This is a genomic window from Sulfitobacter sediminis (assembly GCF_040811725.1).
In the GTDB taxonomy this organism is placed as follows: Bacteria; Pseudomonadota; Alphaproteobacteria; order Rhodobacterales; family Rhodobacteraceae; genus Sulfitobacter; species Sulfitobacter sediminis.
Map to the genome: position 1 here is coordinate 1 of NZ_JBFNXX010000015.1, position 17369 is coordinate 17369.

Sequence of the window (17369 nt, forward strand, 5' to 3'; positions counted from 1 at the left end):
CGCACCAGGCGCTCAACATGCGACCGCCAATGCCCGAGACTCTACAAAGAAGTGGCCCAGTCCGTGGGGGCTAGACAGATCTATGAGGACAGTTGAGTTCTCAGAAGTATTCAAAGGGCTTTCTTTCGAATACTGGTGTAACCTTTTGATTAAACGTCCGTCGCACTGAGACGCACCAAGGCCGCGCTGATCTACCGTGAACCAGGCTTGGGGCAGCGTGTTTCAAGCGATAACCGGCGCGACGCAATATGTGCCGAAAGGACGGGCGATGACCGGGACCAGCCGCAACGGGCCCAAGTTCTTTGGTTTGCGCGAGGTCGCAAAGCCATGATCCGCCAACGCTGCGCAATCTACACCCGCAAGTCGACCGAGGAGGGGCTGGAGCAGGACTTCAACTCGCTGCATGCGCAGCGGGAAGCCTGCGCGGCCTATATCCTCAGCCAAAAGCACGAAGGTTGGGCAGAGCTCTCTGATCGCTATGACGATGGCGGGTTCTCCGGCGGATCCATGGACCGACCTGGACTTGTACAATTGCTCAACGATGTTGAGGCAGGCCGCGTCGACGTCATCGTCGTATACAAAGTTGACCGCCTGACCCGGTCGCTGGCGGACTTTGCGAAGATGGTCGATCTCTTCGACGGGGCAGGGGTGTCGTTCGTGTCGGTCACCCAAGCCTTCAATACGACATCGTCTATGGGTCGCCTGACCCTAAACGTCCTATTGTCATTCGCACAGTTCGAGCGCGAGGTGACGGCTGAGCGTATCCGGGACAAGGTTGCAGCTTCCAAACGTAAGGGGATCTGGATGGGGGGCGCGGTGCCAATGGGGTATGACGTCAACGACAAAGCCTTGGTTGTTAACCCGGTTGAGGCCGAAGCGATCCGCACCATATTTGCTGAGTATCTGGCGGCCGGATCGGTACGCCAACTGTCCGACAGGCTCGACGTGCTCAGTATCGTAAGCAAACGCCGGACCGACCGGTACGGGCGCACGACGGGAGGTACGTCTTTCTCTCGTGGTGCGCTCTACAACATCCTGCGCAACCCCATCTACATCGGCAAGACCCGTCACAAGAACGAGCTCTATGAAGGGTTGCACGAGGCGATCATCGATAGTGTCACCTGGCAGAAGGTGCAGGACCAACTCACAGACCACGGTGGCAAGAAGATCAGCGCGTCCCGACGGTCGGCGAAGCGCCTGCTGGATGGGGTTCTCTATGATTCCAAGGGCCGCTTGATGCGCACGACCTACGCCATCAAGTCGAAGCGCTCTGGCGGAACAGAACAATCGCGGCGGTACTGGTATTACACATCCAAGCCAACCAGTTCAGACGACCAATGCCGTATCGAACGTTTTCCGGCCGAAGAAGTCGAGCGGATGGTTCTCAGTGCGATCATCAACCACTTGGCGGATAAGATCTGGCTGACCCAGCAAATTGGATCGACGGTCGATCTTGATCCTAGTTCGTTCCCGGAGATCCTCGCGGCGGCGGATGCCTTGTGTGCCCAAGCCGAGGCAACAAATGACGACTCAGTATCTGAGCATCTCAGCGGGTTGATCGATCGCATTGATGTAACAAAGCGGCGGTTTCTTGTTCAGATCAATCTGGGTGCTTTGCTGTCATCTGAAACAACCCAGCGTCTGGTTCATGCCGCCTTGGAGTTCTCATTCAAGAAGCGTCAGAACGGTCGGGCGAAGCCGATCGTCATTGCGCCGCCAGATGCACCGCAGCCAGACCAAGACCTCATCAACCTTGTCGCTGATGCGAGGAGATGGGGCGGCGAGTTGCTGGAAGGCAAGTCCAGCACCGTCCGCCAGATTGAAGACCGCGAAGGGCTCCGAAGTGGATCGGTTAGTCGCATCCTGCCACTTGCCTGGCTGGCACCGGATATCTCAACGGCCATTCTCGAAGGCCGTCAGCCACAACATCTCACAGCAAAGAAGTTGCGTAGCCTTCCGGAACTGCCGCTGGACTGGCATGAACAGCGGAAGATTCTGGGCTTTCCGCATCAAAAGAGCATCCAGGCCTGCCCCGAGACCTCACGCGCGAATGCGCCACTGAGACTTCTGCCTATATCGCGCTGAAATGGCTCAGAACAGAGACCAAATGCGAAGTCTCTACCGCCACCACCCCTCGTAACTCTCTGATAAATAACCACTATCCAGAGAAGGTGTGTCCGGTATGGTTTTGTGGAGACTGAGTGGTGGGCGACCCTGGAGTCGAACCAGGCGTGCGTCTCCGCGAGGGAACCGCAGGTGGCACCCGCCATCGGGTCGGGCGCAGGGTCGATCCGGGGGATCGACCGGCCGGAACCAGCGCAAAAGGTTTGCGACACTCAAGAGGTGGTACTGTTGAGGGAGAATGGTGGGCGACCCTGGAATCGAACCAGGCGTGCGTCTCCGCGAGGGAGTTACAGTCCCCTGCCACACCTTGCGGCCTGTCGCCCACTGTGCTCATGCGCATTGCGCTGAACGTGGAGGCGTGATTACAAGCGGGCCTGAGGGGCGTCAAGGCAAAATGCGCGGCATTTTCCGGCAGGGGCCGAGCGGGGATAGGGCCATGAAAAAACCCAAGTGGGTGATCCAGAAAGAGCAGGAGAAGAAGGCCGAGGCCAATACGACGGTCTGGCTTTTCGGGCTGCACGCGGTGCGCGATGCGCTGATGAACCCTGCACGCGAGAAACTGACGCTGATGGTCACGCCGAATGCTCTGGCCAAGCTGGAGGATGCGGTTGCCGCATCGGGGATTGAGCCGCAGGTTGTCGATCCACGCAAGTTTCGTCCGCCCATCGATCCGGGCTCGGTCCACCAGGGGGCCGCGCTGGAGGTCAAACCGCTCGACTGGGGGCGGCTTGAGGATGTCTGCATCGGAGATGCGGCCCCTCGGGTTCTGATGCTCGACCGGGTGACGGATCCGCATAACGTCGGAGCGATCCTGCGCTCGGCCGAGGTGCTGGGGGCGTCGGCGGTGATCGGCACGCGACACCATTCGGCACCGGAAACCGGCGCACTGGCCAAGAGCGCCTCGGGCGCGCTGGAGCGGCAGCCCTATCTGCGGGTGCGCAACCTCGCGGACGCGATCCGCAGTCTGCAGGACATGGGGTATCTGGTCTTCGGGCTGGCCGGGGAGGCCACGCAGAGCATCGAGGAGGCCGTCGAGGGACGGCGGGACAGGCCGATTGCGCTGGTCCTCGGCGCCGAGGGGCCGGGCCTGAGGGCAAAGACCCGCGAAACGGTGGACGCATTGGTACGGATCGACGCGACGGGGAAATTCGGCTCGCTCAATGTCTCCAATGCCGCGGCCATCGCCCTATATGCAGTGAGACTACCTGCAAGGGGCTGAGCCATGGGCTATCCGACCAAGATTGCAACCTGCTGCTACTGCGGCAGCCGTTCCGCACTGAAGCTCGACAGACAGCGGCATGAGCTGGCCTGCGCAAGCTGTGGTGCGCCCCTGAGCGTGCTCAAGATGATGCCCGCGTCACGACCGTCTCCCGAACCCGCCGTCAGTCACCACCCCTCACCCCGCAGGTTTCCGAACAAGCCAACCGCGCGGCTTTCTTCCAAGCCCCGCAGACGCAAGGATCGAAAGAACTGGTTGAAGGAGATCGCTGAGGAGGTCTTTGACCTTGTCGAGGATATATTCGACTGACGGGGCGGACACCGGCGGCTGACGATGCTTTTCCTGTCTTGTTCACATTCTCGGGATTGCCCTTTTATGGAGGCAACCCCGTACATATTTGGAGGTGAGGCGAAGGGGTTTTGGAACTCCCCTCTGCCTCTAACTGTCCCTCGTTCCACACTCTTGCGCCTCGGGTTCGCCTTGGGGCGCTTTTTTTCCGGCCCGGTGCAGGCTAGGGTTCGCACATGAACTACGATGACAAACTTCTGCGCGATGTTCTGAACCGCGCCAAGCGCGTGGCGGTCGTGGGCGTTTCGATGAACCCGGTGCGCGCCAGCTATTTCGTGGCACGCTATCTGGGGCTCAAGGGATTCGACGTGGTGCCTGTTAACCCGGTGCACGCCGGCGAGACGCTTTTTGGCAAGAAGATCGTCGCCTCGCTTTCCGAGATCGAAGGCCCTGTGGACATGGTCGACATCTTTCGGCGGTCCGAGGCGGTGCCGGAGATCGTGGATGAGGCATTGGAGGTTTTTCCCGATCTGCAGACGATCTGGATGCAGATCGGTGTGGAACATGCCGAGGCGGCGGCCAAGGCGGAGGCGCGGGGGGTGACGGTGATCCAGAACCGTTGTCCAAAGATCGAATACCAGCGGCTCTTCGGCGAGCTGCGGATGGGTGGATTCGCCACCGGGATCATTTCGAGCAAGCTGTGATCCGGCGGACGCGTCTGGGGCGCGACTCCCTTTATTCGGGGACTCCGCCCAGTCAGCAATGCTGACTCTGCCGGGACTTTCTTGAGCCAGAAAGAGGGACCTCAGCGCGCGGCTTTTTCCGCAATCCCCGATTGCGATTGGCGACGGGCGAGTTCGTCCATCACCGCAGAAAGCGGAACGTCCCGCGCGGCCAGCAGGACCAGCAGGTGATAGAGGACGTCGGCGGCCTCGGAGGTCAGCGCGGCTTTGTCGTCCCTCACCGCCTCGATGATGGCCTCGACGGCTTCCTCTCCGAATTTCTCGGCGCATTTCTCGGGGCCCTTGGCGAGCAGTTGCGCGGTCCAGCTGCTTGCAGGGTCGGCGTCCTTTCGGGCGAGGATGGTGGCGAATAGATCGTCGAGCGTCATGTGAGCCTCATCGGAATGCCTGCGGCGGCCATATGGGCCTTGGCCTCGGCGATGGTGTATTCGCCGAAATGGAAGATCGAGGCAGCCAGAACGGCGGAGGCGTGCCCTTCGATGACGCCATCAACCAGGTGGTCGAGGTTGCCGACGCCACCCGAGGCGATCACCGGGACATCGACGGCATCGGCAATCGCGCGGGTGAGGGGCAGGTTGAAGCCCTGCTTGGTTCCGTCGCGGTCCATGGAGGTGAGCAGGATCTCTCCGGCGCCCTTGGCGGTCACGATTTTGGCGAATTCGACCGCATCGATACCGGTAGGTTTGCGGCCGCCGTGGGTGAAAATCTCCCATTTGCCGGGGCTGACGGTCTTGGCGTCGATGGCGCAGACGATGCACTGGCTGCCGAACTGATCGGCGGCTTCGGCGATCACATCGGGGTTGGCGACGGCGGCGGAGTTGAAGCTGACCTTGTCGGCCCCGGCGAGCAGCAGGGCGCGCACGTCCTGCACGGTGCGCACGCCGCCGCCCACGGTCAGAGGGATATAGCAATGCTCCGCCGTGCGCTGCACGAGGTCGAACATGGTGCCGCGATTTTCATGGGTGGCGTGGATGTCGAGAAAGCAGAGTTCATCCGCGCCCGCGGCATCATAGGCGATGGCGGCATCGACGGGATCGCCCGCGTCGCGTAGGCCGACGAAATTCACGCCCTTGACCACGCGGCCGTCGGCCACGTCGAGGCAGGGGATGATGCGGGTCTTGAGCATGGTGTTCTTTATGGCAGCGGCGGGTCGGGTGGCAAGCCGGGTGTGAGTTGTATTGGAAAGATGAAGCCTAGGAGGACAGCGCCCGGAGGGCTTCGGCAAGGTCGATGGCGCCGTCGTAAAGCGCGCGGCCGGAGATGGCGCCCGAAATCACGCCGGTTTCCTTGAGGGCGGTGAGGTCGTCGAGGGAGGAGACGCCACCCGAGGCGATCACGGGGATCGAGACGGCACGGGCGAGGGCTGCTGTCGCCTCGATGTTGGGGCCACCCATCGCGCCGTCGCGGAGGATGTCGGTGTAGATGATCGCGGCCACGCCCGCGTCTTCGAAGGATTTGGCGAGGTCTGTGGCATCGACGTCGGTTTCCTCGGCCCAGCCCTTGGTGGCCACCTTGCCGTTGCGGGCGTCAATGCCCACGGCGACTTGGCCGGGGAAGGCACGTGCGGCTTCGCGGACAAGACCGGGGTTTTCGACCGCGACCGTTCCGAGGATGACGCGCGCGAGGCCCTTGTCGAGCCATCGCTCGATGGTCGCCATGTCGCGGATGCCGCCGCCCAGTTGCGCGGGCACGTCACAGGACGCCAGGATTGCCTCGACCGGGGCGGCATTCACCGGCTCACCGGCAAATGCGCCGTTCAGATCGACAAGGTGCAGCCACTGGCAGCCGGCCTCGACAAAGCTGCGGGCCTGCGCAGCGGGGTCGTCGTTGAAGACGGTGGATTTCTCCATGTCGCCGTGAACGAGGCGCACGGCCTGTCCGTCCTTGAGGTCGATGGCGGGGAAAAGGATCATGGGCGGGGCTTTCGGTAGCTGTCGGGCGCGGTTTTGCACGTCACGTCACGATTTGCAACGCGACGCAAGGGCACGCTTGCCAGATCGGTTGCAAGCGGGAAGACTGCCCGCGACAACAGGGAGGAGCACATGAGAACTCTTTTGACGGCCGCCGCGATGACCCTTGTGATGGGAGGCGCCGCGCTGGCCGCCGATCCGATCGTTGGCACCTGGCAGACCATCGCCGATGACAACGGCAATTCGGGCCAGATACAGATTTCCGAATGCGGGAATGCGATCTGCGGGACGCTGGTTCAGTCTTTCGATTCGTCCGGCAAGGCGTTCAAATCCGCCAACCAGGGCCGCAAGCTGATCTGGGACATGCAGAACGAGGGCGGCGGTAAGTACGGCGGGGGCAAGGTCTATTCACCGGACCGAGACAAGACCTACAACGGTCAGCTTGTTCTGTCGGGCAATTCGCTTGACGTGAAAGGCTGCGTGCTGGGCATTTGCCGCTCGGGCGGGAAGTGGAAGCGGGTCAAGTAAGCCTGCAATCGTTGAAGAAAAGGCGCGTCCAGCCTAGGGTGGTCGCGTCTTTTGTCGTTTCCGGGGCTTGGTGATGAGCGGGTTATTGCGTCGTGTCATTTTGCTTGCCGCGCTGTGCCTGCCCTCGGCGGCCCTGGCGCAGGCGGAGGGACAGATCGAGGTGCCGCGCGGCCTTTGGGAGACGGAGCCGGATTTCGCCGGGGTCATCCTCCACGTCCGCACGCGGCGCTGCGGTAACGCGCTGTGCGGCAGGGTGGAGCGGGCCAAGAACCGGGCAGGATTCGACGCGCCGTCGAATGCGGTGGGCGACAAGGTGCTCTGGGAGATGCGGGCACAGCCCGACGGCAGTTTCTTCGGGGAATACCGCGGACCGCGCGCGCACCGTTATCTGCAGTCGCGGGCGACGGTGGTTGGACGGGAGTTGCGGCTGGAGGTCTGCGACGAAGAGAAATGCAGCGCGCAGGTCTGGCAGCGCATCCGCTGACGCGGGGGGTCAGGGGGTCCAGGTCAGGAAATTGGCGATCAGGCGCAGGCCGGTCGTCTGGCTTTTTTCAGGGTGGAACTGGGTTCCCAGCATATTGTCGCGCCCGATGATCGCGGTGACGTCGCCGCCGTAGTCCACATGGGCCAGCCGCTCGGCGGGGTTTTCGACCACCATGTGATAGGAATGCACGAAATAGGCGTGATCGCCGGTCTTGAGATCGGCGAAGACAGGGTGGGCGTGATCGACAATCAGGTCGTTCCAACCCATGTGCGGCACCTTGAGCGACGGATCGGAGGGGGTGATCCGCGTGACCTCTCCGGCGATCCAGTCGAGGCCCTGCGTGTCCTCGTACTCGCGCCCCATGGAGGCCATCAGCTGCATGCCGACGCAGATACCGAGGAAGGGGCGGGCCTTGACCGTGACGGCCTCGACCATGGCGTCGTAGAGCCCGCCTGAGCCCTTGAGCGCGGCCATGCAGGCGGGAAAGGCGCCGTCGCCCGGCAAGACGATCCGGTCGGCGCTTGCCAGCACGTCGGCATCGGCCGTGACCGTGACATCGCCGGCACCGACCTCGCGCGCCATGCGCTCGAAGGCCTTGTGGGCGGAATGCAGGTTGCCAGATTCGTAGTCGATGATCGCGGTCAGCACGTCAAAGCGCACCCTTCGTCGACGGGATGGCATCGGCCTTGCGCGGGTCGACCTCGACCGCCTCGCGCAGGGCGCGGGCGACGGATTTGAACGCCGCCTCAGCGATGTGATGGCTGTTCAAACCGTGCAACATGTCCACGTGCAGGGTGATACCCCCGTGGGTGCTGAGCGCCTGGAAGAATTCGCGCACGAGCTCGGTATCGAAGGTGCCGATCTTGGAGGTCGGCATATCGACGTTCCAGATCAGGAAGGGGCGGGCTGACAGATCGAGTGCCGTACGCACCAGCGCGTCATCCATGGGCAGCAGGCAAGCGCCATAGCGTCGGATACCGCGCTTGTCGCCAAGCGCCTTGGTCAGGGCCTGGCCAAGTGTGATGCCCACGTCCTCGACCGTGTGGTGATCGTCGATGTGCAGATCGCCCTTGGCGCGGATCGTCATGTCGATCAGCGAATGGCGCGCCAACTGATCGAGCATATGATCGAAGAAGCCGACCCCGGTCTGATTGTCGTAGGCACCGGTGCCGTCGAGATTGATCTCGACGCTCACATCCGTCTCTGCGGTGGTGCGGGTCAGGCTGGTGCTGCGCATGGGGTGGGCTCCGGCGGCGGTTGGTCGCGGCCCTTATAGCAGCCCCGCCCGGCAGGCCAAGCCAGATCGCCATTGCGGGGGGCAGGACCATGTGCGACCGTGGCATGAACGACCTGATGAGGGCCCCATGACGACCTGTGTGTTTATCCAGATACGCTGCAGACCGGGAACCACCTACAAGGTGGCCGAGGACATCGCACTGCGCGAAATCCACTCGGAGCTTTACTCCACGTCCGGGGAATACGATCTGCTGATGAAGGTCTACATCCCGAAGGGCGAGGATGTGGGCAAGTTCATCAATGACAAGCTGCTGGATATTGAGGGGATCGAGAGGTCGCTCACGACGATGACCTTCAAGGTTTTCTGATGCGGCACTGGCTGGCCGCCGCGGCGCTTTCCGTTCTTTTCCTTGCCCCGCCTGGAGCTGCGCTAAGCCAGCGCACCTACGCCGGGGAGGAAGCAGCCGCGCTGCGCTGTGCCAATACGCTGGCGCTGACAGCGGTGGCGCTGTGGCGGGCGGGCATGATTGAAGAGGCGGAGAAAGAGGTGATGCTGGAGATCACCATTCTGATCCTCGAGCGTCATGTGAGCGGTACCTGGGCGCAGAAGAAGACGGCCATGGCGATCATGCGCGACAGGCGTAGCGTGCCGGACACGCTGGAGGATTATCAGAAGAATGCCGCCCGCTGCCTGCGGCAGTTCCCGATCAACTGAGGCCAGGGACCGGGTCGGCCCCTTCCCCGTTTCAGGTGCGGTGTCCTTGTCAAGAGAGGAACTTGCCGGGGCCGCCGGCCTTGGCCGATTTGCCGTGTTGCCTGTTCTTGATCTTCTCGCGGTTGAAGGCGCGGTCCTTGGCGCGGTCGAAGGTCTTCTTGACGCGCTGGTTGCGGCTTGCGTTCGGGGTGACGGGGTTGCCAACGGCGATGTCGATGCGGATCGGATGGCCGTCGTCGAAGCAGATGTTCTCTTCCGACAGTGCTTCGAGGATCATGTCCTCGATCTCGGGCCATGCGGGGGGCTCCTTGCCCTGCGTGATGCACAGGAACATGCCGTCGCCCTCATAGGCCATCAGCAGGTTGGGGCAGGCGACCACACGATTCACGGCCGATACCATCCCGGCGAGCGCGCGGGCGTATTCATGGGTCTTGCAGGAGGCGAAAACATGGTCGATGTCGGTGATCCGCAGAGCGAAGATCGAACAGTCGTCAAGGTACCGGCGCGAAAGCTGGGACAGGTAATTGCCAAGCGCGAAGGGCAGGATCAGTTTCTCGGCACCGACCAGCCGTACGGGTTCGGTGATGTCGAAATGGTGGCGGCCTTCTACGGCGTTCTCACTTCGCTGTTCGGGGTCGAGCACCGGGGCATTGACGGATTTTTCCGTCATGCGTTCGGCGACGCGCACGCGGGTGGCGATCTCCTTCACATCGAAGGGCTTGGTGATGTAGTCGTCCGCACCTGCGGCGAATGCCCGCTCGATCCGGGTGCTGTCGGATACGGAGGTAAGCATGAGGATCGGTGTGTGGCGATAGCGAGGCATCGCGCGGATCTTGCGGCACAACTCGATGCCGGTCATCTCGGGCATTTCGATGTCAAGGATAAGCCCGTCAACCTCGGTCTCTGGGTCGCTCAGCATCTCCAGTGCATCCGGTCCGGAGGAGGCCACGGTGATCTGCGGCAAGTTCGCCTGCCGGAACACGATCGGTAAAAGATCAAGGATCAGGGGATCATCGTCTACTGCAAGCAATCTCATAGGGGCACCTATCCAGAACGTTCCGGCTCCCGATCAGTCGCGAACCTTGTCTGTGGATAAGAACGTGCGAAACCGGCAATAATATGACGGGTTTTCGTCGAAATTGCATGATTATGCCGGAGATATGGGGGCAGCTTGCCGAAATCGCGGCAAAAGGACCTGCACGCAATCGGGGGAAGCCCAAAACGGCAAAAGACCGCCGATGGCGGTCTTTGCATCATCTGCCGGGGCTGGCAGGTCCCAATTGGAGCGGGCGAGGCGATTCGAACGCCCGACCCTAACCTTGGCAAGGTTATGCTCTACCCCTGAGCTACGCCCGCATCCTTGGGTGAGGGGGAGATACCCATCCCGGCGGTTGCGTGCAAGAGGGAAATCCGCTGCCTGTGCAAAAATTTTTCGATTTCTGGCACGGGTGCGGCCAGCATGCCGCCGTCCGGCGAACGTGACCTGTTCAGATCAGAGCGTGCCCCAGAAGTCCGAGAGCGGAGAGGGCGATCATGCCAAGTGTGAGCGCCATCCCGATCTGTCGCAGGATGATCTTTTGCGGGGTCGAGGCGAAGCCCCAGGCGTGCAGCATACGTCCGAACAGCAATGCGAGGCCAAGCGCATGCAGCACGAGGGCCGGCGCCTCGTTCGCTTCGGTCAGGGCCAGCAGGATCAGGGCGATGGGCGTGTATTCGGCCCAATTCGCCTGTGCGCGCATGCGCTTGAGCAGGTTCTTGTCGCCTTTGTCCCCCAGCGAGATGACATTTGCGCGGCGGTAGAGAATGACCCGCCAGCTGAGCACGAGAAAAAGCAGCGCGGCAAGCGCGGCGTAGATCGGGGTGATGGTCAGGGGCATCGCGGGTGTCCTTCGATCCTTTGTCAGCGTCGCCGCCAGAATGACGAAAGTACCGGCACTTTCCAGTGTGAACGCAACTGACGTTGCGCCACAGTATCTCTTTCGCAGGACCGTGACCTCATGGACGCTGCGAAAAAGAAAAGGCCCCAACCGCCGTTGGGGCCTTTTCTCGGTTTTTTTCAGCGCGCCTTAGTGGCTGTGCTTGTGATCCCACTCTTCCTGCTTGGGCAGGATTTCGAAGGTATGCTCCGGCGGCGGAGAGGGCAGGGTCCACTCCAGCGTGTCGGCATACTCGTTCCAGGGGTTGTTCTCGGTCACCCGCGCACCGGCGCGGAGCGAGTAGAACATCACGCCAAAGAAGAACAGGAACGATGCGAAGGACAGGAACGCGCCCCAGCTCGACCAGTAGTTCCAGTAGGCGAATGCATCCGGATAGTCGATGTAACGACGCGGCATGCCCTGACGCCCCAAGAAGTGCTGCGGGAAGAAGGTCAGGTTGGCACCGATGAACATCGCCCAGAAGTGCAGCTTGCCTGCCCATTCGGGGTACATGCGGCCGGTCATCTTGGGGAAGTAGAAGTAGATCCCCGCGAAGATCGCGAACACGGCACCGAGCGACATCACGTAGTGGAAGTGTGCCACCACGTAGTAGGTGTCGTGGTAGTAGCGGTCCACGGCAGCCTGCGACAGCACGATGCCCGTCACACCGCCAACGGTGAAGAGGAAGAGGAAGCCGAAGGCCCAGAGCATCGGCGTCTTGAACTCGACCGAGCCGCCCCACATCGTGGCGATCCAGCTGAACACCTTCACGCCGGTCGGCACCGCGATGACCATGGTGGCCAGCATGAAGTAGGCCTGCTGGTTCAGGGTCATACCCACGGTGTACATGTGGTGCGCCCAGACGACGAAACCCAGCGCGCCGATGGCGATGATTGCCCAGACCATCGGCAGGTAACCGAAGATCGGCTTGCGGCTGAAGGTGGCGATGACATGGCTGATGATGCCGAAGCCGGGCAGGATGATGATGTAGACTTCCGGGTGGCCGAAGAACCACAGGATGTGCTGGTACAGAACCGGGTCACCGCCGCCCGCAGGATCGAAGAAGGCAAAGCCGAAGTTGCGGTCCATCAGCAGCATGGTGATCGCACCCGCCAGAACCGGCAGGGACAGCAGGATCAGCCAGCTTGTCACGAAGATCGACCAGGAGAACAGCGGCACCTTGAAGAGCGTCATGCCCGGCGCGCGCATGTTCAGGAAGGTGGTGATCATGTTGATCGCACCCAGGATGGACGAGGCACCGGACACGTGAACCGCGAAGATCGCGAGGTCCATGGACATGCCGCCTTCTTTCACGGAAAGCGGCGGATAAAGCACCCAACCCACGCCGGAACCGGCCTGACCGTTACCGCCGGGAGACAGAACCGAGCAGACCGCCAGTGTCGTCCCGGCCACGTAGAGCCAGAAGCTGAGGTTGTTCATGCGCGGGAACGCCATGTCCGGCGCACCGATCTGCAAGGGCATGAAATAGTTGCCGAAACCGCCGAAAAGCGCCGGGATCACGACGAAGAACATCATCAGGATGCCGTGGCCGGTGATCAGCACGTTCCACAGGTGCCCATTGGGCGTACAGGTGGCGGAAGCATCGGCGAATAGCCGTGCGCCTTCCAGACACATGTACTGAACGCCGGGATCCATCAGCTCAAGCCGCATGTAGACGGTGAATGCGACAGATACGAAACCGGCGATCGCTGATACGATCAGGTACAGGATACCGATATCTTTGTGGTTGGTGGACATGAACCAACGGGTAAAGAAGCCCCGTTCGTCCTCATGTTCGTGCCCGTGAATGGCTGCGTCTGCCATGCGGTGCCTCCTGAGATATTTGACTTGATGCACCGCGCCTGTTGGCAACACGCGGTGCTGACTGGTGTTTCTTCTAGTCGGATGCAGGCGCGGGGGCAATGGGCGGGTTTGCCGCAGGACGGGTTATTTTGACGCGGGTTGAGCCATTTTTTCCGGTTGAAGACAGGCCCATGGGAGAGGGGCGGCGTGGCGCCTCGGTTCTCTGGGGGCAGAGGCCGAATCCCCTTGTCGCGCGAGAGTATGAGAACGCGTAGATCAGGCGCATCTTTCTCATTTGACATGGAACAACGACGGTGGGTGCCGCGCGCCCTATCAAATCTGGTGAGTGGTCGGTTCCGCCCCGTGCTGCTTCGATCCAAGAAAAGGGAGGAAATCGCAATGAAAATACTCGTCATTTACGGAACAGTCGAGGGGCAGACCGGCAAGATCGCGCGGTTCGCAGAGGCTGAACTCGAGAAGCTTGGGCACAGAGTCGAGTTGGTGGATGCCGATGATCCGACCGAAATATCCTTTGACGGCGTCGGGGCGGCGATCCTTGCGGCCTCGGTTCATCAGCGCCGACATCCGCGCACCTTTGAGGCGTTGTTGACGGCGCACAGGGAAGACCTCCGGAAAATCAGGACTTTACTGCTGTCGGTCAGCATGAACGCGGCGTTCCCGGAGGGCCTGGAAGAAGCAAGGGAATATCTGACCGAGATGGAAATGCGCACCGGGTTCACACCGAACGAGGAAATGCTGGTGGGCGGGGCGCTGCGTACATCACATTACGACTACTTCGCCATGCAGGTGATCCGGCACGTGGTCATGCGCGACCGTCCCTTCGATCCCTCCGAGACGGACCATGAGTTCACGGATTGGGATGCGGTCGCGGCCTGTCTGAGAGACTTCGCGGGCTGAACGGAGAGTGTCAGACAGCCTCCTTGGGGCTGTCAAAGCTGGGCCGCGGCAGCGCGAAGACAGTTTCGAAGGTCGACCGGAGGGCGACGTCGAGATCGTCCATCGTGACGGGTAGGCCCATATCGACCAATGAGCTCACCCCGTGGTCGGAAATGCCGCAGGGCACGATGCCGCCGAAATGATCGAGCTCGGGTTCCACGTTGATGCTGATGCCGTGAAAGCTGATCCAGCGGCGCAGGCGGATACCGATCGCCGCGATCTTGTCCTCGGCGGGGCTGCCGTCGGGTTGCCGACGCTTTTCCGGCCGTTGGACCCAGACGCCAACCCGTCCGGGCCGGATCTCGCCCCTTAGGTTGAACTGGTCTAGCGTCGCGATCACCCAGGTTTCGAGATCGCGTACGAAGCACCGCACATCGCGGCCCCGCTTGCCCACGTCGAGCATAACATAGACCACCCGCTGCCCCGGACCGTGGTAGGTGAATTGTCCGCCGCGCCTTGTCTCATAGACCGGAAAACGGTCCGGATCGACAAGGTCGGATGCCTTGGCCGAAGTCCCGGCGGTGTAGAGCGGGGGATGTTCGACAAGCCAGATACACTCATCTGCTTCACCTGCGGCAATCGCATCGACGCGGGCCTCCATGAAGGCCTCGGCCGCGCGGTAGTCGGTCAGTCCGTCCGTGATGATCCATTCCACCATGGGCGCGGTTTAGGCGATCAAGGCCTGCGAAGGAAGAGGGGCGTTCAGGCGGCGTCCTTTTCGCTGATCACCTTCGTCAGCATCTGCGCGTATTTTTCGGCACCCTGGGCCCCCGTGAGCAGGTAACGGCCATCGAAGATCATCGATGGCACCCCCGAGATTCCGCGCGAGGTCCAGAATTGCTGGTGCGCGCGCGTCTCTTCGGCGCGACTGCCCGAAGTCAGGATTTCCGCGGCTTCCATCGGGTCCAGCCCGACCCCGGCAGCGGTCTCCACCAGAACCTCCGGGTTCGAGACGTCCTTGCCGTCGGTGAAATGCGCCTCGAACAGCGCAAGTTTCAACGGATGCTGCAGCCCCTTGGTCTGTGCCCAGCCCAATAGCTGATGGGCGCCAAAGGTATTCACGATACGGCTTTGGTCGGTGAAATTGAACGCAATACCCAAAGACGCCCCGAGGTCGGTCAGCATCTTTCGATTCTGGGCGGATTGTTCTGGCGTGGTGCCATACTTCTGGGCCAGGTGTTCGCCCAGGTTCTGCCCCTCCGGCGGCATGGCGGGGTTGAGCTCGAACGGATGCCAGCGGATGTAGGCACCGGCACCGACCCTGCCGAGAGCCTGTTCAAGCTGACGGAAGCCCACGATGCACCACGGGCACATGACGTCTGAGACGATGTCGATCTGGACCACGGGGCCCTGAGGGGCAGTTTCAGCTTCGGACATTTGTCACCTGTTCGTTGCATTCAGTCCTTAAAGTCAGGAATTCCCCACCCGTTTTCAAGGGAAATGGCCGAATCTGCCCGGTCTTCGGGCTTTGGCGCACAAGGAAGCTGTGCTAGCCTGAACACAATATATCGAGTCTTTCATTATTCGGAGCAACTTAATGTATTTCAAAGCCATCACAGGAGCCGTGCTCGCGGTTTCGCTTTCCATCGTCCCGGTCGACACGGCGCGTGCCGATGCGGGTGATTTCATCGCCGGCGCGATCATCGGCGGCATCGTTGGCGCAAACGCCAAGAAGCAGCGCAGCACCACCCGAACCTACAAGAAGACCTACCGTCCCTCGATCCCCTCGACCCACGAAGGCCGCAACATCCAGGCATCGCTGAATTATTTCGGTTTCGATGCAGGTGCGGTGGACGGCCAGCTTGGCCGTCGCAGCCGCGACGCGATCTCGCGCTATCAGGCATACATGGGCTATCCGGTGACGGGCCAGCTTTCCGCCTTTGAACAGAACCTCCTGATCTCAAGCTACAACCGCGCTCAGGCCGGTGGCTACGCCGTCCAGCAGCAGGTGGCTGCGAACCCGGACGGAACCCGCGGATTGCTCAAGACCTACAGAGCCGAAATGGCAGGGCAGTCGCCCGGTGGAGCGCCTGCGCCCCAGACCACGATTGTGGTCGCTCCGCAGCCGGTGCCGCAACCGGTTCCGGCGCCAACGACAACTGTCGCTGCCGCTGCACCGCTTGCGGGTGCAGCCGGTCTTGCCGCCGCGGTGGCCCCGTCCACGGGGCTGCCCAACTTCATGGGTGCAGGAACGCAGGCCTCACTGGCGTCTCATTGCAACACCGTGTCACTCATCACCAATACCAACGGCGGTTTTACGACCCTCGCCAGCATGACCGACCCGAATATCGCCATCAATGAGCAGTTCTGCCTCGCACGCACCTATGCGATCGCCAAATCGGAGGAACTGGTCAGCCAGATCAGCGGTTTCACCCCCGATCAGATCGCGCAGCAATGCGAAGGTTTCGGGCCAGCCATGAAAGACTATGTGTCGTCATTGTCACTCAAGCCGCGTGATGCCGTGGTGGCGGATGTTTCCTCCTTCATTCTGACAACCGGTATGTCGCCTGCACAATTGGCGGGCACCGCACGGATTTGCCTTGGCGTTGGCTACCGCACCGACAATATGGATGTCGCCTTGGGCTCGGCCCTTCTGCTCTTCGCCATGGGCGAAGGTGTCTATGGCGAGCTGATGGGGCATCACCTCAGCCAGGGGTTCGGTCCAGCGAAGCGCGTGGATATGGCAGCAAGCTGGTACGAGGCCGCGCTCGCGGCGGCGGATTCCGGCGCGGCGGCGGTCTTTGTTCCCGGCCAACCTGAAAGGACCGAGCTGATCCGGGCCGCCGCGCAACGGATGGGCGGCGCAGGGGCTCTACCGCAGCCGCAGCCTGCCTCGGGTACTGGTTTGCCAACGTTTTCGATCAGCAAGTAGGACTAGAAAGCTCTCGTGATTTTGAAACCCCGGCTCCGAAATCGGACCGGGGTTTTTCCTTGCTTTTTGCTCTTCACAAGGCCCGCGTTCCCCGCTACACCCCCGCTACCTTCCATGGCATGCGGTCGTGGCGGAATGGTAGACGCGCAGCGTTGAGGTCGCTGTGGGGTAATACCCGTGAGAGTTCGAGTCTCTCCGACCGCACCACTGGCACTTCCGAAAGAAGATGCCAACACTCCCGAGACAGTTGCGTGCGGCAGTCGCGCCGAAGGAGCGATGAGGGCGGATGGCTCCAAATCTGTCTGATTGTCCGCTCCACTCATTTCTTCAATTCCATTTCCTGCTTTCCGCCCGCAGAACCGTCCCATGCGGCCCTCGCCATCAACAAGCGTCGCCGTAGGCTCAGAAGCCGTTTGCACATCCCGGTGACATGGCATTAGATCGATCTAGATAAGCAGAAGACCCGGCAATGAAGGCCTGCCCTGCGAAAGTGCAGGTCGGAACGCATAACAAAGGGCGCTTGGCGTGCGATCGACAGTGAATTCGGTTTTTTCAAATGTGGCGACGGGTCACC

General features: G+C 61.6%; 20 protein-coding genes and 3 tRNA genes. 11 read left to right on the plus strand and 12 right to left on the minus strand.

Annotation, left to right across the window (positions count from 1 at the left end):
- Positions 1-327 precede the first annotated feature (327 nt).
- Positions 328-2085 carry a recombinase family protein gene (locus tag AB2B41_RS17200; protein WP_367879055.1) on the plus strand — a complete coding sequence of 586 codons (1758 nt, stop codon included), beginning with the start codon at positions 328-330 and terminating at the stop codon, positions 2083-2085.
- A 278-nt stretch (positions 2086-2363) separates the two neighbouring features.
- Here the strand turns inward: AB2B41_RS17200 and AB2B41_RS17205 are convergent.
- Positions 2364-2447: transfer RNA gene (locus AB2B41_RS17205), tRNA-Tyr, on the minus strand.
- A 113-nt stretch (positions 2448-2560) separates the two neighbouring features.
- On the opposite strand from AB2B41_RS17205, the gene rlmB reads away from it, so the two are divergent.
- The 3 genes from rlmB to AB2B41_RS17220 all read left to right on the plus strand — a co-directional run bounded on the left by rlmB (position 2561) and on the right by AB2B41_RS17220 (position 4335).
- Complete coding sequence (gene rlmB, locus AB2B41_RS17210) at positions 2561-3343, plus strand: 23S rRNA (guanosine(2251)-2'-O)-methyltransferase RlmB (RefSeq protein WP_367879056.1); 783 nt, start codon at positions 2561-2563, stop codon at positions 3341-3343.
- A gap of 3 nt (positions 3344-3346) precedes the next feature.
- Positions 3347-3652: a hypothetical protein gene (locus AB2B41_RS17215; RefSeq protein WP_367879057.1), complete on the plus strand. Its 306-nt coding sequence runs from the start codon at positions 3347-3349 to the stop codon at positions 3650-3652.
- A gap of 215 nt (positions 3653-3867) precedes the next feature.
- Positions 3868-4335 (plus strand): CoA-binding protein, encoded by a 468-nt coding sequence (locus AB2B41_RS17220; protein ID WP_367879058.1) that lies wholly within the window; start codon positions 3868-3870, stop codon positions 4333-4335.
- Positions 4336-4436: 101 nt separating this feature from the next.
- Here AB2B41_RS17220 and AB2B41_RS17225 read toward each other — a convergent pair whose 3' ends face one another.
- The 3 genes from AB2B41_RS17225 to hisA form a co-directional block, all read right to left on the minus strand.
- Positions 4437-4742 carry a phosphoribosyl-ATP diphosphatase gene (locus AB2B41_RS17225; RefSeq protein ID WP_367879059.1) on the minus strand — a complete coding sequence of 102 codons (306 nt, stop codon included), beginning with the start codon at positions 4740-4742 and terminating at the stop codon, positions 4437-4439.
- Entirely contained in the window at positions 4739-5500 is a 762-nt protein-coding gene (hisF, locus tag AB2B41_RS17230; RefSeq protein WP_367879060.1) for an imidazole glycerol phosphate synthase subunit HisF, read from the minus strand. Before hisF ends, AB2B41_RS17225 begins: the two co-directional genes overlap by 4 nt.
- A gap of 67 nt (positions 5501-5567) precedes the next feature.
- Positions 5568-6287, minus strand: coding sequence for a 1-(5-phosphoribosyl)-5-[(5-phosphoribosylamino)methylideneamino]imidazole-4-carboxamide isomerase (gene hisA, locus AB2B41_RS17235; RefSeq protein ID WP_367879061.1), 720 nt, complete (start codon positions 6285-6287; stop codon positions 5568-5570).
- A 129-nt stretch (positions 6288-6416) separates the two neighbouring features.
- On the opposite strand from hisA, the gene AB2B41_RS17240 reads away from it, so the two are divergent.
- Complete coding sequence (locus AB2B41_RS17240; protein ID WP_367879062.1) at positions 6417-6812, plus strand: DUF2147 domain-containing protein; 396 nt, start codon at positions 6417-6419, stop codon at positions 6810-6812.
- A gap of 73 nt (positions 6813-6885) precedes the next feature.
- Entirely contained in the window at positions 6886-7296 is a 411-nt protein-coding gene (locus AB2B41_RS17245) for a DUF2147 domain-containing protein (protein WP_367879063.1), read from the plus strand.
- A 9-nt stretch (positions 7297-7305) separates the two neighbouring features.
- On the opposite strand, the gene hisH is transcribed toward AB2B41_RS17245, so the two are convergent.
- Together hisH and hisB are read right to left on the minus strand one after the other, a co-directional pair.
- Positions 7306-7944 carry an imidazole glycerol phosphate synthase subunit HisH gene (gene hisH / locus AB2B41_RS17250; RefSeq protein ID WP_367879147.1) on the minus strand — a complete coding sequence of 213 codons (639 nt, stop codon included), beginning with the start codon at positions 7942-7944 and terminating at the stop codon, positions 7306-7308.
- Between the two features lies 1 nt (position 7945).
- Complete coding sequence (gene hisB / locus AB2B41_RS17255) at positions 7946-8533, minus strand: imidazoleglycerol-phosphate dehydratase HisB (protein ID WP_367879064.1); 588 nt, start codon at positions 8531-8533, stop codon at positions 7946-7948.
- 127 nt (positions 8534-8660) lie between these two features.
- Between hisB and AB2B41_RS17260 the strand changes: the two genes are divergently transcribed.
- Both AB2B41_RS17260 and AB2B41_RS17265 read left to right on the plus strand, forming a co-directional pair.
- On the plus strand, positions 8661-8900 hold the full coding sequence (locus AB2B41_RS17260; RefSeq protein WP_367879065.1) for an Lrp/AsnC family transcriptional regulator: 240 nt from the start codon (positions 8661-8663) through the stop codon (positions 8898-8900).
- Positions 8900-9247: a hypothetical protein gene (locus AB2B41_RS17265; protein WP_367879066.1), complete on the plus strand. Its 348-nt coding sequence runs from the start codon at positions 8900-8902 to the stop codon at positions 9245-9247. Before AB2B41_RS17260 ends, AB2B41_RS17265 begins: the two co-directional genes overlap by 1 nt.
- Positions 9248-9296: 49 nt before the next feature.
- On the opposite strand, the gene AB2B41_RS17270 is transcribed toward AB2B41_RS17265, so the two are convergent.
- From AB2B41_RS17270 to ctaD, 4 genes are all read right to left on the minus strand, one after another.
- On the minus strand, positions 9297-10283 hold the full coding sequence (locus tag AB2B41_RS17270; RefSeq protein ID WP_367879067.1) for a response regulator: 987 nt from the start codon (positions 10281-10283) through the stop codon (positions 9297-9299).
- A gap of 245 nt (positions 10284-10528) precedes the next feature.
- A tRNA-Gly gene (locus AB2B41_RS17275) sits at positions 10529-10603 on the minus strand.
- 131 nt (positions 10604-10734) lie between these two features.
- Entirely contained in the window at positions 10735-11124 is a 390-nt protein-coding gene (locus AB2B41_RS17280; RefSeq protein ID WP_367879068.1) for an MAPEG family protein, read from the minus strand.
- 189 nt (positions 11125-11313) lie between these two features.
- On the minus strand, positions 11314-12987 hold the full coding sequence (gene ctaD / locus AB2B41_RS17285) for a cytochrome c oxidase subunit I (RefSeq protein WP_367879069.1): 1674 nt from the start codon (positions 12985-12987) through the stop codon (positions 11314-11316).
- A gap of 378 nt (positions 12988-13365) precedes the next feature.
- Here ctaD and AB2B41_RS17290 point away from each other — a divergent pair, with 378 nt between their 5' ends.
- On the plus strand, positions 13366-13884 hold the full coding sequence (locus AB2B41_RS17290) for a flavodoxin domain-containing protein (protein ID WP_367879070.1): 519 nt from the start codon (positions 13366-13368) through the stop codon (positions 13882-13884).
- Positions 13885-13894: 10 nt separating this feature from the next.
- Here AB2B41_RS17290 and lipB read toward each other — a convergent pair whose 3' ends face one another.
- Positions 13895-14581 (minus strand): lipoyl(octanoyl) transferase LipB, encoded by a 687-nt coding sequence (gene lipB / locus AB2B41_RS17295; RefSeq protein WP_367879071.1) that lies wholly within the window; start codon positions 14579-14581, stop codon positions 13895-13897.
- Positions 14582-14625: 44 nt separating this feature from the next.
- The gene (locus AB2B41_RS17300) at positions 14626-15300 is read right to left on the minus strand and encodes a DsbA family oxidoreductase (RefSeq protein WP_367879072.1); all 675 of its coding nucleotides are present in this window, start codon (positions 15298-15300) and stop codon (positions 14626-14628) included.
- Between the two features lie 160 nt (positions 15301-15460).
- Between AB2B41_RS17300 and AB2B41_RS17305 the strand changes: the two genes are divergently transcribed.
- Both AB2B41_RS17305 and AB2B41_RS17310 read left to right on the plus strand, forming a co-directional pair.
- Positions 15461-16795: a peptidoglycan-binding domain-containing protein gene (locus AB2B41_RS17305; RefSeq protein WP_367879073.1), complete on the plus strand. Its 1335-nt coding sequence runs from the start codon at positions 15461-15463 to the stop codon at positions 16793-16795.
- A 121-nt stretch (positions 16796-16916) separates the two neighbouring features.
- Positions 16917-17002 (plus strand) — tRNA-Leu (locus tag AB2B41_RS17310).
- Positions 17003-17369: the final 367 nt, after the last annotated feature.